Raw genomic sequence first — 12,370 nt, 5'->3', positions numbered from 1 at the left:
ACCCTGTAGCCACTACAGGGTCAAGGGCATGGGACTGAAGATCGGCGCGCTTGCGACAGCGACGGACACGAAGGTCGAGACCATCCGCTATTACGAGCGCATCGGCCTGCTGCCGAGGCCGCCGCGCACGGACGGCAACTACCGCGCCTACGGCGCGCCGGACCTCAACCGCCTGTCGTTCATCCGGCGCGCGCGCGATCTCGGCTTTTCGCTCGATCAGGTGCGTGCGCTGCTGGAGCTCTCGGACGACCGCGGCCGCGACTGCGCGACGGTCGACGACCTCGCCCGCGATCATCTCGCCGAGGTCGAGCGCAAGATCGCCGATCTCGTCGCCCTGAAAGGCGCGCTGTCCGAACTGATCACATCGTGCTGCGGCGGCACGGTCGCGGAGTGCCGTATTCTCGAGGCGCTCGCCCCGCCCCCGTCCGCGCCTCCTACGACAGGTCCCGGCGCTTCACGCCGCTGAAGCCGAGGATGAAATCCGGGCCGAAGGCGCGGGACGGCGTGTGGAAGCCTACCGCCACTTCTCCGCCGTGGACGCGGCGGGCGATCTCCACGGCGGTGAGCGCCGTCAGCGTGTAGCCTTCCGGGGTTTCGAGCTGGCTGACGGCGCGGTTCCCCTCGGCATCCGCCGCATGACCGACGAGGACGGCGCGGCCCCGCCCGCGCGCTTCGGCGTCGGGGCCGGGCGGCATCCGGTCGATGGCGCGGCCCGCGAGCCAGCGGCCCGGCGCGCTGGCGATCAGCGCCCGCAGCGGGCGCGGGATGCCGAGGGCGCGTTCGAGCGGCGGGCTCGCCTCGAAGAAGACGCGGATGTCGGGGATGCCGGTGGAATGCCACGCGGTCGAAACGTCGCCCCAGCTGACGCCGAGGGTGGGTTTCAATCCGTGCCCGAAATCGGCGGTGCCGCGCGGCACTTCGGAGAGTTCGACGATGATGCCGCCCTCGCGAACGCGCGTGCCCGCCGCCATGCCCTCCAGCATCGTGCGCGTCGTGCCGCGGCTCGGGTCATTGAGGCCGCCGATGACGAGATCGAGCGAGACCGCGCCGGGCAGGCGGCGCTTCAGGTGCGCGGCGAGGCAATCCGACGGCACGACGTCAAACCCCGCGCCGGGCAGCACGGCGATCCCGGCGGCCTTCGCCTCGGCGTCCCGCGCCGCGAGCGCCTCGAACACGTCGATCTCGCCGGTGATGTCGATGTAATGCGCGCGCGCCGCGAGGCAGGCGTCCAGCATCGGCGACGACGTGCGCGAAAACGGCCCGGCGAGGTGCAGCACCGTGCCGACGCCGCCGAGGTCGTCCGTGACATTGCCCCTCAGATCGAACACGCGCGAGGGAAGGCCGCTTTCATCGGCAAGCGCTTCGACCGCCTGACGATTGCGGCCCGCAAGGATCGGCCTCAATCCGCGTGCGAGCGCACGTTCCACCACGAGACGGCCGGTGTAGCCGTTCGCGCCATAGATGAGGATGTCTCCGCCCATGCGGGAGAGCCTAACGGGTTTCGCGCGTTCCGAACAGCGCCGAGCCGACACGCACATGCGTGGCGCCGAGCGTGACGGCCATCTCGAAATCGGCCGACATGCCCATGCTGAGCCCGGCGAACCCGTGCCGGGCCGCAAGCTTCGCGAGCAGCCCGAAATAGGGCGCGGGCTCCTTGTCGGCGGGCGGCACGCACATCAGCCCGGCGAGCGGAATGTCCGCGGCGCGGGCTTCATCCAGAAGCGCCGGGAGATCGCCGATGGCCACGCCGCCTTTCTGCGACTCGTCGCCGATATTCACCTGCACGAAGCAGGGCACGCGGCGCCCCGACGCCGCCATCGCCTTCGCGAGCGCGGCGACGAGCGAGGGCCGGTCGAGCGAATGAATGACATCGAACAGCGCGACGGCCTCGGCCGCCTTGTTGGACTGGAGTTGGCCGACGAGGTGCAGTTCCACGCCCGGAAACACTTCACGGAGCGCGGGCCATTTCGCCGCCGCCTCCTGCACGCGATTCTCGCCGAACACGCGCTGGCCCGCTTCGAGCAGCGGGCGGATATCATCGGCCGCGAAGGTCTTGGACACGGCGACGAGCGTCACATCCGGCTTGCGGCCCACGCTCTTCGCGGCCTTTTCGATGCGGGCATGAATGTCGGCGAGCGTCTCGGCAGCGGTCATGCGCTTCCCTATAGAGAGGGGGATGCGACGCCGCCACTCCCGCCAGCCCCTGCCCGAGACGTTGCCTGAAATCTGGCTGTTCACCGACCCGCGCATGGGCGAGGCGCTGTGGGACGCCATCCGCCGCCTGCCGCGCGGCAGCGGCGTCGTGCTCAGGCACTACGGCGCAGCCGACCGGCGCGCTATCGCCAAACGCGCGGCGGCTCTGGCACGGCGACATGGGCACATGCTTGTCGTCGCGGGCGACGCCCGGCTCGCGCGTGCCGTAGGCGCGGCGGGGGTCCATATGCCGGACGGCGGACGCCCGGCACGTGACGTCATAACGGCAGCGTCACATGATCGCGCAGGGCTGGTACGGGCGCGAAGGGCAGGTGCACGGCTGGTATTTCTCTCCCCCGTGTTCCCGACACGCTCGCACCCCGGCGCCCGGACGCTTGGCCCGCTCCGGTTCGGGCTGATGGCGCGTGGAGCGGGGATCGCCGTCGCCGCGCTCGGCGGCATGAACCGCGAGCGCTACGCGCGGATGCAGCCGCTCGGCGCGCAGGCATGGGGCGCGATCGACGCGTGGCTATGAGATTTTGTTCGCTCCTCTCCCCGCGGAGAGAGACGGGAACGCGCGGAACCGGTCCTAGAAGCTGAAGGAGGTGCCGAGATAGACCGCGCCGGCTTCGGCGTCGGTGCCGAGCCGCTCGCCGCGGCGCAGCAGGTAGCGGCCCGAGGGATCCGGTTCCGACATCTGGTAGCGGACGCCGCCGATGACCGACAGGCGCGGGCTCAGCGCATAGGCGCCGCCGAGTTCGACCGTGTAGCGCTTGTCGAGGCTGAGCGGGTTCACCCAGCCGTCCGCATCGCGCTCGGCGTTCAGCTGAAGCGCGGTCTTCCAGCGGCTGCCGCGATAGGAGAGACCGAGGTCGATGCCCTCGCGCTCGTCGCTGAGCACGCTGGCGATCTTGCTGTAGCCGCCGGTGAGCGCGAAGCCCTTGAGCGCGACCGACACGTCGAAGTTGTAGGCGGTCGCCGCTTCGGTCTCGGCCGGGCGCGCGGTTTCCGGCGCGGCCGCGCGGACGACGCGCGACGTGACGCCCAGCGCCAGCGCCTTGCTGTCGCGGCTCTTGCCCGAAGGCGTGAAGCGGAACGTGCGTTCCTGCGACGCACCGGCAACCCCTGCGCGGCGGGCGTTGTCGAGCATCGGCGGCGTGAACGAGCCGAGCGTTTCGGCCTTGAGCGGAGTCACCACGCCCGCCGTCGTCGTCAGCTTGCGCTTCGTTTCCGAAGACGTCGCGGCGGCGGCCTTGTCGGCCGCGACCTTTTCGACCGGCTTCTTGGTGGAGGCGGCGGCGGGAAGCGCGCACAGCATCAGGCCCGCGGAAATCGCGGCCAGTGCCTTCGTCGCGTGTGTCCCAACCCGAATCATAACCCCCACGCTTCTGTCGCGTCGCTATGACAACTACGTGACAGAACTACAGATTCCTCCGCACGAATCCGAGTCCGAATCGCTCATTCGGCGGCGACCGGCCGGGTTCGTTCCAACCTGTTGCAACATCTCAACAGCGAATGCAACGCGAAGAGGGGCTATGCGCCCCCGAAAGCGCTGCCTATAACGGCCGCCGAGCAAGCCTGATGGAGCGGAAATCCACGTGAAGACGAGTGCACGCATTATGGGTCTGGCGGTCGCGCTGGCCCTGCTCGCCGCCTGCGGAGGCAAGAAGGCCGCGCCGCGCGCCGACCTCGCCGCCGCGACGACGACGACGATCGGCGTCAATTCCTACCTCTGGCGGGCGAGCCTCGAAACGCTGGCGTTCATGCCGATGGCGCAGGTCGATTCGAACGGCGGCGTCATCGTCACCGACTGGTACGCCAATCCGCAGGCGCCCGGCGAGCGCGTGAAGGTGACCGTCTACATCCTCGACCGCGAATTGCGCGCCGACGCGCTGCGCGTCGCCGCCGTCCGCCAGCAGCAGCAGGGCGGCAACTGGGTGGATGCCCCGGTGCGCGCCGGCACCGTACAGAAGCTGGAGGAAACCATCCTCGCCCGCGCCCGCGACATGCGCAGGGCCGTGTATCAGGGCTGAGGGCCGATGACGCGATTCAATCCCGCGGTCGCCGACGGCCGCTGGCAACGCATTTGGGAAGAGCGCCAGGCCTTCGCGGCGGACAGCGCCTCCGAAAAGCCCAAGACCTACGTGCTGGAGATGTTCCCCTATCCGTCGGGGCGTCTGCACATGGGCCACGTGCGCAACTACACGATGGGCGACGTGATCGCGCGCTTCCGCCGCGCGCGCGGCTTCGAGGTGCTGCACCCGATGGGCTGGGACGCCTTCGGGATGCCCGCCGAGAACGCCGCCTTCGAGAAGAAGACGCACCCCGAAAGCTGGACGCGGCAGAACATCGCCGCGATGCGCGAGCAGTTCAGGAGCCTCGGCTTCGCGCTCGACTGGAGCCGCGAGTTCGCGACCTGCGACGCCGAATACTACGGCCACGAGCAGGCGCTGTTCCTGAAGATGTACGAGGCGGGCCTCGTCTATCGCAAGGAAAGCTACGTCAACTGGGACCCGGTCGACATGACCGTGCTCGCCAACGAGCAGGTGATCGACGGCAAGGGCTGGCGCTCCGGCGCGCCCGTGGAGCGCCGCCTGCTCAGCCAGTGGTTCCTGAAGATCACCGCCTTCGCCGACGACCTGCTCGACGGGCTTTCCGGCCTCGACCAGTGGCCGGACAAGGTGCGGCTGATGCAGGAGAACTGGATCGGCCGAAGCCGGGGCCTCAAGTTCCGCTTCGCGATCGAAGGCCGCGACGACGGCCTCGACGTGTTCACGACGCGCCCGGACACGCTGTTCGGCGCGAGCTTCGCCGCCATCGCCGCCGACCATCCGCTCGCGGCCGGGCTGGCCGCGAAGGATGCTGGCCTTGCCGCCTTCATCGAGGAGTGCCGCAAGACCGGTACGTCCGCCGAGACCATCGAGACCGCCGAAAAGAAGGGCTACGACACGGGCCTGCGCGTCGTGCATCCGCTCGACCCGGCGTGGACGCTGCCGGTGTTCGCCGCGAACTTCGTGCTGATGGAGTACGGCACCGGCGCCGTCTTCGGTTGCCCGGCGCACGACCAGCGCGACCTCGATTTCGCGCGGAAATACCAGCTTCCGGTGACGCGCGTCGTCGGCGACGCGGACGCGCCGATCGGCGACGAGGCCTATGTCGGCCCCGGGCGCCTCGTGAACTCCGGCTTCCTCGACGGCATGGAGGTGGACGACGCCATCGCCGCCGTCATCGCGCGCGCCGAGGCGGAGGGCTGGGGCGAGGGCACGACGCAGTTCCGCCTGCGCGACTGGGGCGTCTCGCGCCAGCGCTATTGGGGTACCCCGATACCGGTGATCCATTGCGGCGATTGCGGCGTGGTGCCGGTGCCGGAGGACCAGCTTCCGGTGCGGCTGCCCACCGACGTCACCTTCGACACGCCGGGCAACCCGCTGGAGCACCATCCGACGTGGAAGAACGCCGATTGCCCGAAATGCGGCAAGCCGGCGCGGCGCGAGACCGACACGCTCGACACGTTCGCGGATTCGAGCTGGTATTTCATCCGCTTCGCCAGCCAGCCGAAGGACAGGCCCTTCGACCGCGCCGAGGCGGAAAGCTGGCTGCCGGTGAACCAGTATATCGGCGGCGTCGAGCACGCGATCCTGCACCTGCTCTACGCACGCTTCTGGACGCGCGCGCTCAAAGCTTGCGGCCTCATCGACCTCGAGGAACCGTTCCGGCAGCTCTTCACGCAGGGCATGGTGACGCACGAGACGTACCGCGCCGCCGACGGCCGCTGGCTGCTGCCGAGCGAGGTCGAGCGGCGCGAGGGCAACCTCGTCGAAACGGCGACCACGGGACCGGTGACGGTCGGCCGCGTCGAGAAGATGTCGAAGTCGAAGAAGAACACCGTCGACCCCTCGCCGATCCTCGACCAGTACGGTGCGGACGCCGTGCGCTGGTTCGTGCTGTCCGACTCCCCGGCCGAGCGCGACCTGCAATGGACCGAGGCGGGCATCGAGGGCGCGTGGCGCTTCGTGCAGCGCGTCTGGCGGCTGGTGAACGAGGTGAAGGACGATGCCGGCGGCGCGGACGAGGCGCTGACGCGCGCCGCGCATGTCGCCATCGACGGCATCACCGCGGACATCGAGGCGCTGCGCTTCAACAAGGCCGTCGCCAAGAGCTACGAGCTTGCCGCCGCGATCGAGAAGGCCGCGCCGTCCTCGGCGCGCCGCCACGCGGTGAAGACGCTCGTGCAGCTCGTCTCGCCCGCCATGCCGCACCTCGCCGAGGAGGCGCGGGAAGCGCTCGGCGAGGCGGGCCTCGCCGTGGACGCGGCGTGGCCGGAGGCGGACCCCGCCATGCTGGCGCAGGACACCGTGACCATCGCCATCCAGGTGAACGGCAAGCTGCGCGACGAGGTGGAAGCGCCGAAGGGCGCGGCGCGCGAGGACATGGAAGCGCTGGTGCTGACCCGCGAGAAGGTGCAGCGCGCGCTCGACGGCAAGAGCCCGCGCAAGGTGATCGTGGTGCCCGACCGGCTGGTGAACCTCGTCGCATGAGACGCGCCGCCGCCCTGCTGTTCCTGCTGATGGCGGGCTGCGGGCTGCAACCGGTCTATTCGGGTGGCAGCAAGGGGCCGGGCGCGACCATCCTCGCCGGGATCGACGTGCCGGTGATCCCGGAGAAATCCGGCTATCTGGTGCGGCAGGCGCTGCTCGACCGCCTGCCGGACGCGAGCGGCGAGCGCCACTACCGCCTGATCGTGAAGCTCGACGACAGCATCAGCGGCTTCGGCGTGCGCGGCGACGATTCGATCTCGCGCGAACGGCGCCAGCTGCGCGCGCGCTGGCAGCTCGTCGAGGATTTGACCGGCACGGTGCTGATCGACGCCGCTGCGCGGTCGGACGCGGGCATCGACATCGTCAGCTCCGAATATGCGGTGATCGCGGCCGAGAACGCGGCGCTCGAACGGCTTTCCGAGGACATCGCCCAGCAGATCATCGCGCGCGTCGCGCTCTTTGCGCGCAGCGAAGCGGCCCGGTGAGGGCGGCGTGAAAGCCGCCGATCGCAAGGCGATCGACGCGGCGCAGGCGCGCTTCGACCCCGCCACGAGGCTGGTCCTGCTCTACGGCCCCGACGAGGCGCAGGCGCGCGAGATCGCCGACCGCTTCACCGTGCTGCTCGCGCCCGCCGACGACCCGATGGGGCGGATCGACTTCGATCCCGCCGCGCTCGCGGGCGATCCCGCCCGCCTTGCCGACGAGGCCGCCGCCGTCTCGATGTTCGGCGACCGGCGGCTGATCCGCGTCGACGGCGCGGGCGACACTTGCGCCGCCGCCGTCGAGGCGCTGCTGACCGCGCCCGCCGCGGGCAATCCCGTGGTGATGGTCGGCACGGCGACGCTGAAGGCGACGTCCGCGCTCGTCAAGACCGCAAGCGCGTCGCCGCTTGCGATCGTCGCGCAGTGCTTCGTGCCCGACGCGCGCGAGGCAGTGAACATGGTGATCGACGCCTGCGCGCGGCACGGCCTCAAGCCCTCGCGCGAGGCGGCGGAAGCGCTCGCCGCCGGGTTCGGGGCGGAGCGCGGCGTGCTCGCCCGCGAACTCGAAAAGCTCGCGCTCTACCTCGACGCGGCGCCGGACCGGGTGCGCGCGCTCGAAATGGACACGCTCACCGAACTCGGCGCGGTGATGGCTGAAGCGGATTTCGACGCGCTGGTGAACGCGGTCGCGGGCGGCGATTCCGCCGAGGCCGAGATGCAGGCGGCGAAGCTCGGCCGCAACGGCATCGTCGGGATTCCCCAGCTTCGCGCCGTGGCGCGGCGATTGACGCTGCTCGGCGAGCTGAGGCGCATCATCGACAGCGGGCGCAGCGCGCGCGAGGCGGTGGAAGCCGCGCGGCCGCCGATCTTCTGGAAGGAGCGCGACCGGGTCGCGCGGCAGGCCTCGGCATGGAACACGCCGGCGCTGCGGAGCGGTCTTTCGCGTCTGCTGGAGGCGGAGCGCCAGATCAAGTCACCGGGCGCGGCAAACCCCGAGCTGCTGACGTCGCGCGCGCTGCTGGCGGTTGCGCATCTCGCGCGGCGGCGGCGCTGACAGGCGCCGGAAACGGCGGCTAATGCCGCCCGGCAACGAAGGTCGCGAGACGCAGCAGGCCCCGGTCGACCACGGACTGATCGAGCGGGCGATCCAGCGCCCGCAGCAGATCCTGCAAATCCGGGTCTTGCAGATCGGCGCACGCCGGGGGCCGTGCGACTGCACCCCTGTCGTTTCTGCTGCCCGTGTCCTTTTCGGCCATCTTGTTTTCCACTTCGGCGCGTTCGGCCCCCATCCGGCAGGCACGATGCGCCATTATTATTAATGTTCCCTCACGGCAGGAAACGCGCGGCAACGGCTTTGGGTCCCCCCGCCGCGGCCGCGGGCGCGACTGCGTTGCAAGCGTGCATCACCCGCCGGCGCGGCGTCAATGCCGGGATGAACGAAAAGCCGCCCGGCCCGGCGGGGGAGCACGGACCGGGCGGCGATCAAGGCCGGACGCACGGGGGACTTGGCGTCGCGGCCCTTTCGGACACCGTCGGAGCACTTCGCCGCGGGGGCGGCCTTTGTGCCCTTCTTTCAGCAGGCCGCCCGGCGGGAACGGAGAGGAACCAGGGGGACGAACCGCCGCTGATCGGCCTGCACGCACAGGTCTAGCCCCGGAACCGTAAACAACCGGTAAACGAAACACGCATAGGTTGTACGATGCCGCCAAAAAAGTTGCGCCGGACGACTTTCGGGCCCGTGCTAGCGCCGCAGCGCGGCGCGCAGGCGGGCGAACGCTGCGAGGTGGCGCGCCCTTTCGGCTTCCGCCGCGGCGCGCAACGCCGCGCTTGATTCGGACCCTCCGAGCGCCTCGGCGATCTCCCCGAACGGCACGGCCGCGCGCTCGAGCCGGCTGAGCTGAAGCTCCGCCGCCGCCCATGCACTTTCGCCCGCATCGGCGCGCGCGGCGGCCGCCACGGCGGTTTCGGCGGCCTCAAGCTGATCGGCCCACGCACCGCGCGCCGCCGCGAGACGCGATTCGAGCGCGGGCAGATCGGGCGCGGGTGCAGGAGCGGGAGGGGCTTCCGCCGCGGGCGGTGCGGCGACGCAGGGGCGCGGCCCCGCGGGCTGCGATGCGGGCGGCGATTCGGCGGCCGGGCCGCAGGGGACGTTCGGCGATCCCGGCACGCGCGCCAGCGACGGCCATTCGCCGCCGCGGTCGCCGCAGGCGCCGAGCATCAGGGCAACGGCCAGAAAAGCCGGGAAAGACAGATAGCGCATCACGGCGGGACGATAGAGAGGCGGCCCCGCAGCCGCAAGCGCGGGCACGGCCCGGACCACGGCTTGGACCGGGGTGCAAACACGGGCTTGAACCCGATGCCGGAGGCGACTATGTAGCGCCCTCCCGTGCGCGCCCGTAGCTCAGCTGGATAGAGCATCAGACTACGAATCTGAGGGTCGGACGTTCGAATCGTTCCGGGCGCGCCATTTCAGAACAGAACTATGAACGCCGAACGCCGCCGTTTCTACGCTTGAAGCGGCGACCAGCGTTCGCAGCAGTTCCGACTTCGATCCCATGATGCGAACCTCGTCGTCGGCAACCTCGACACGCTGCGCCAGCGCGCGTAGATGGTCGCGGCGGTAGCCGCCATCGTTGAGCCTGATCCGTTCACGGGCTTTGCGGGCAAACCCCTTGAGCATATCGGGGGTGACGCCCTGATTGCCTGAACTATCGAGCGCGAGCTGCGTGCGCTCCGCGTCGGCGGCGGCTTGATCCCGCAATGCCTTGAGGCTCACCATGCGTTCCTTTGCCATGGCGTCGTCCTTGTCCACCATGCCGGCTTCGATGGCGTCAAAGAGACGGCCGAGCCGCTGGTCGGCTTCCGTGATTCGCCTTTGAAGCTCGGCAAGATGCTCGCGGCGGCGCTCGGTGCGTTCCTGTCGGCGGTCGATGACGCTGGCAAGGACGGTTTCCAACCGCTTGGGCAGGAGCAGGCGGTCCCCGATATAATCGGCGACCGTATGGTCCAGCTTGTCCATGGGGATCGTGCGACCCTTGCAGCCGGTCTTGCCCTGCCGGGCCTTGGTCGAGCAGGTATAGTAGCGGTATGTCGCGCCCGTGCTGCCTTGGCCGGTGCGAAGCGTCATCGCTCCCCCGCACTTGGCGCAGAAGCAAATGCCGGTCAGGAGCGTCGGGCCGCTGGAGACACGTGCAGGCGTCACCATGGGATTGCGGGACTTGAGGCGGGCTTGCACCGCGTCGAACGTCTCGCGCTCGATTAGGGGCGGCACCGCCATGATGGCGACCTCGCTCTCCGGCTTCTTCTCCCGATCCTTGTGCGAGCGGGTGTTGAACCTGTGCTCGCCGATATAGGTGGTGCGGGTCAGGATGGCGTGGATTTGCGCCAATCCCCAACGCCCTCCGTCGCGGGTGAAGAAGCGGCGCTCGTTGAGATAGGTGGCGATGGCCTTGACGCCCATCGCGCCGGACGTGCCGTCTCCTTCGAGGAACAGGCGATAGATCAGCCGCACGGTGTCGGCGTGCAGCGGGTCGATCTCCAGCTTCTTCTTGATCTTCGATCCGCGCTGCTCGGCCGCGACGATGCGATAGCCGATGGGCGGCCGTGCGCCGTTCCAGAAACCCTGCCGGGCATTCTCGTTCATGGCGCGCAGGACGTGCTTGGCGTTCTCCTTGGACTGGTATTCGTCGAACAGCGCCATGATCTGCCGCATCATCTGGTGCATGGGATCGTCGCCCATTTCCTGCGTGATGGACACGAGCTTGACGCCGTTCTTCGCCAGCTTGCGAACGTAGAACTCCATCTCGAAGTGATCGCGGAAGAAGCGCGAGAAGCTATGCACCACGACAATGTCGAAGGGCGCGGGCTTCGACGTGCCCGCCTCGATCATGCGCTGGAATTCGGGGCGCTTGTCGTTGGTGGCGGTTGCGCCCGGTTCCACATAAGTCTCAACGAGCTGATAGCCGCGCTGCTCGCAATAGGCTTCGCCCTGCCGCTTCTGGTCGGGAATGGAAATATCATGCTCCGCCTGCCGGGCAGTCGAAACGCGCAGGTAGAGCGCGGCGCGGGCGGTAGTGGTTGGGCTGTGAATGTTCATGGTCGGCCTCCCATAGCTTTCTTCATCTTGGGGTGGTCGATCAGGGGCAACGCCAGCTCCACGCGGTCATGCACCACCTTGGGCGCGAGCTTACGCCCATGCCCCGGTTCGAGTCGCACAAGACCGTAGTTCTCCATGGTTTTCAGGGTGCGTGACAGATTGGAGCCGGCCCGGCCGGTGATTTCCGCCAGTTCCTCCAGCGATGCCGGGGCTTTCTCGGCGATGATGCGCAGCAGTTCGCGGTTGCCGGCCGACAGCACCTTGGCAAAGGATTCGGTCGAGGTGAACCACACCTTCGGATCGCTGGGCACAGGTTTTTCCTCGCCGCGCGCGATCCGCATGGTGCGGGCCTTCATTTCTTCATAGTCGGCAATCCCGACTTTCAATGTGGTCATAGGGCACCTCGTTCCTTCAATACCGCGTCCACGGCCTGCCAGAAGTCGGCCAGCAGCGTGGCCGCATCCTCGTAGGCGTAAGGCTTCACGGTCTGAAAGCGGTGCCGATGGTCCATCGGCGCGCCGCGCCTGCCTCGGCCGACCGGATGGGCATTGTCGAAGCCGACCAGCCGTTCGCCCGAAGGCTCGTGAAGCGTGAGCGAATAATCGAGGCCGTGCGGCTTTTCCGGCGAGGCCGGAACGCGGGTGACGACGAACTTCACCCAATGGCCGCCCTCGGGATCGACAAAGAGCATCTGTCCGTCGAGGTCCAGAAGCGTGTCGAGGCTTGGATCACGATCCACGCTCACGTCTTTTTCCTATCAGTTTGTGATAGGTATTGCAAGCTGTCATTCGGCTTTCTCGGGTTCAAGAGTTCGTCGAACACATCGCCGAACCAACGCTCGAACACGTCAATCTCGGCTTCGGTGACGGGAATGTCTTCGGGCCAGTCGTCGGTGACACGCATCCTCTGCCCATCCGGGCCGAGAAGTGGCATGTTGCCGGCTCGCGTCCGGCCGTCGGGCGTAGGATCGTCGGCGTAGTCGAAAAGATCGTCGGGAAGTGGTTCGGGGATCGACTGTCGCGGTCGCCCTCTCCGGGCGCGGCGGCGCTCTGCGCACATGG

15 protein-coding genes and 1 tRNA gene are annotated in these 12,370 nt (G+C 68.9%); 7 read left to right on the top strand and 9 right to left on the bottom strand.

Annotated features, from left to right (window positions below; translation table 11 throughout):
- Positions 1-28: 28 nt before the first annotated feature.
- Complete coding sequence (locus tag PE061_RS06435; protein ID WP_271258290.1) at positions 29-466, top strand: MerR family transcriptional regulator; 438 nt, start codon at positions 29-31, stop codon at positions 464-466.
- On the opposite strand, the gene PE061_RS06430 is transcribed toward PE061_RS06435, so the two are convergent.
- Positions 435-1,481, bottom strand: coding sequence for a saccharopine dehydrogenase family protein (locus PE061_RS06430; protein ID WP_271258289.1), 1,047 nt, complete (start codon positions 1,479-1,481; stop codon positions 435-437). The two genes, PE061_RS06435 and PE061_RS06430, sit on opposite strands and share 32 nt — an antisense overlap.
- 10 nt (positions 1,482-1,491) lie before the next feature.
- Positions 1,492-2,154: a YggS family pyridoxal phosphate-dependent enzyme gene (locus PE061_RS06425; RefSeq protein ID WP_271258288.1), complete on the bottom strand. Its 663-nt coding sequence runs from the start codon at positions 2,152-2,154 to the stop codon at positions 1,492-1,494.
- Positions 2,155-2,176: 22 nt separating this feature from the next.
- Here PE061_RS06425 and PE061_RS06420 point away from each other — a divergent pair, with 22 nt between their 5' ends.
- The gene (locus PE061_RS06420) at positions 2,177-2,728 is read left to right on the top strand and encodes a thiamine phosphate synthase (RefSeq protein WP_271258287.1); all 552 of its coding nucleotides are present in this window, start codon (positions 2,177-2,179) and stop codon (positions 2,726-2,728) included.
- A 54-nt stretch (positions 2,729-2,782) separates the two neighbouring features.
- On the opposite strand, the gene PE061_RS06415 is transcribed toward PE061_RS06420, so the two are convergent.
- Positions 2,783-3,568 carry a porin gene (locus tag PE061_RS06415; protein ID WP_271258286.1) on the bottom strand — a complete coding sequence of 262 codons (786 nt, stop codon included), beginning with the start codon at positions 3,566-3,568 and terminating at the stop codon, positions 2,783-2,785.
- A 244-nt stretch (positions 3,569-3,812) separates the two neighbouring features.
- Here PE061_RS06415 and PE061_RS06410 point away from each other — a divergent pair, with 244 nt between their 5' ends.
- The 4 genes from PE061_RS06410 to holA are packed head-to-tail and all read left to right on the top strand — an operon-like array spanning position 3,813 to position 8,267.
- Positions 3,813-4,226, top strand: coding sequence for a DUF3576 domain-containing protein (locus PE061_RS06410; protein WP_271259140.1), 414 nt, complete (start codon positions 3,813-3,815; stop codon positions 4,224-4,226).
- Positions 4,227-4,232: 6 nt separating this feature from the next.
- Positions 4,233-6,731 (top strand): leucine--tRNA ligase, encoded by a 2,499-nt coding sequence (leuS, locus tag PE061_RS06405; RefSeq protein WP_271258285.1) that lies wholly within the window; start codon positions 4,233-4,235, stop codon positions 6,729-6,731.
- Positions 6,728-7,216: an LPS assembly lipoprotein LptE gene (gene lptE / locus PE061_RS06400; RefSeq protein WP_271258284.1), complete on the top strand. Its 489-nt coding sequence runs from the start codon at positions 6,728-6,730 to the stop codon at positions 7,214-7,216. Before leuS ends, lptE begins: the two co-directional genes overlap by 4 nt.
- Before the next feature lie 7 nt (positions 7,217-7,223).
- Complete coding sequence (gene holA, locus PE061_RS06395; protein WP_271258283.1) at positions 7,224-8,267, top strand: DNA polymerase III subunit delta; 1,044 nt, start codon at positions 7,224-7,226, stop codon at positions 8,265-8,267.
- Positions 8,268-8,286: 19 nt separating this feature from the next.
- Here holA and PE061_RS06390 read toward each other — a convergent pair whose 3' ends face one another.
- Positions 8,287-8,523, bottom strand: coding sequence for a hypothetical protein (locus tag PE061_RS06390; protein ID WP_271258282.1), 237 nt, complete (start codon positions 8,521-8,523; stop codon positions 8,287-8,289).
- A 431-nt stretch (positions 8,524-8,954) separates the two neighbouring features.
- Positions 8,955-9,521 (bottom strand): hypothetical protein, encoded by a 567-nt coding sequence (locus tag PE061_RS06385; protein ID WP_271258281.1) that lies wholly within the window; start codon positions 9,519-9,521, stop codon positions 8,955-8,957.
- A gap of 82 nt (positions 9,522-9,603) precedes the next feature.
- Here PE061_RS06385 and PE061_RS06380 point away from each other — a divergent pair.
- Positions 9,604-9,680 (top strand) — tRNA-Arg (locus tag PE061_RS06380).
- Here PE061_RS06380 and PE061_RS06375 read toward each other — a convergent pair.
- From PE061_RS06375 to PE061_RS06360, 4 genes are read right to left on the bottom strand one after another with little or no spacing between them, the layout of a single operon-like run.
- Positions 9,636-11,309, bottom strand: coding sequence for a recombinase family protein (locus PE061_RS06375; protein WP_271259139.1), 1,674 nt, complete (start codon positions 11,307-11,309; stop codon positions 9,636-9,638). The two genes, PE061_RS06380 and PE061_RS06375, sit on opposite strands and share 45 nt — an antisense overlap.
- Complete coding sequence (locus PE061_RS06370) at positions 11,306-11,704, bottom strand: helix-turn-helix domain-containing protein (RefSeq protein ID WP_183794222.1); 399 nt, start codon at positions 11,702-11,704, stop codon at positions 11,306-11,308. The genes PE061_RS06375 and PE061_RS06370 overlap by 4 nt, the downstream gene beginning before the upstream one ends.
- The gene (locus PE061_RS06365) at positions 11,701-12,054 is read right to left on the bottom strand and encodes a toxin-antitoxin system TumE family protein (RefSeq protein ID WP_029074250.1); all 354 of its coding nucleotides are present in this window, start codon (positions 12,052-12,054) and stop codon (positions 11,701-11,703) included. The genes PE061_RS06370 and PE061_RS06365 overlap by 4 nt, the downstream gene beginning before the upstream one ends.
- Positions 12,051-12,368, bottom strand: coding sequence for a hypothetical protein (locus PE061_RS06360; protein ID WP_029074251.1), 318 nt, complete (start codon positions 12,366-12,368; stop codon positions 12,051-12,053). The genes PE061_RS06365 and PE061_RS06360 overlap by 4 nt, the downstream gene beginning before the upstream one ends.
- Between the last annotated feature and the right edge of the window lie 2 nt (positions 12,369-12,370).

The organism is Sphingosinicella microcystinivorans, assembly GCF_027941835.1.
Classification (GTDB): Bacteria; Pseudomonadota; Alphaproteobacteria; order Sphingomonadales; family Sphingomonadaceae; genus Sphingosinicella.
Note: the sequence above shows the minus strand (reverse complement) of the source record. Positions and strands in the feature narration are given on the sequence as shown.

Bases quoted from the DNA above. Each gene is read 5' to 3' on its own strand.
- PE061_RS06435 (WP_271258290.1), top strand. From the start codon at position 29: ATGGGACTGAAGATCGGCGCGCTTGCGACAGCGACGGACACGAAGGTC.
- PE061_RS06430 (WP_271258289.1), bottom strand. From the start codon at position 1,481: ATGGGCGGAGACATCCTCATCTATGGCGCGAACGGCTACACCGGCCGT.
- PE061_RS06425 (WP_271258288.1), bottom strand. From the start codon at position 2,154: ATGACCGCTGCCGAGACGCTCGCCGACATTCATGCCCGCATCGAAAAG.
- PE061_RS06420 (WP_271258287.1), top strand. From the start codon at position 2,177: ATGCGACGCCGCCACTCCCGCCAGCCCCTGCCCGAGACGTTGCCTGAA.
- PE061_RS06415 (WP_271258286.1), bottom strand. From the start codon at position 3,568: ATGATTCGGGTTGGGACACACGCGACGAAGGCACTGGCCGCGATTTCC.
- PE061_RS06410 (WP_271259140.1), top strand. From the start codon at position 3,813: ATGGGTCTGGCGGTCGCGCTGGCCCTGCTCGCCGCCTGCGGAGGCAAG.
- leuS (WP_271258285.1), top strand. From the start codon at position 4,233: ATGACGCGATTCAATCCCGCGGTCGCCGACGGCCGCTGGCAACGCATT.
- lptE (WP_271258284.1), top strand. From the start codon at position 6,728: ATGAGACGCGCCGCCGCCCTGCTGTTCCTGCTGATGGCGGGCTGCGGG.
- PE061_RS06390 (WP_271258282.1), bottom strand. From the start codon at position 8,523: ATGGCGCATCGTGCCTGCCGGATGGGGGCCGAACGCGCCGAAGTGGAA.
- PE061_RS06375 (WP_271259139.1), bottom strand. From the start codon at position 11,309: ATGAACATTCACAGCCCAACCACTACCGCCCGCGCCGCGCTCTACCTG.
- PE061_RS06370 (WP_183794222.1), bottom strand. From the start codon at position 11,704: ATGACCACATTGAAAGTCGGGATTGCCGACTATGAAGAAATGAAGGCC.
- PE061_RS06360 (WP_029074251.1), bottom strand. From the start codon at position 12,368: ATGTGCGCAGAGCGCCGCCGCGCCCGGAGAGGGCGACCGCGACAGTCG.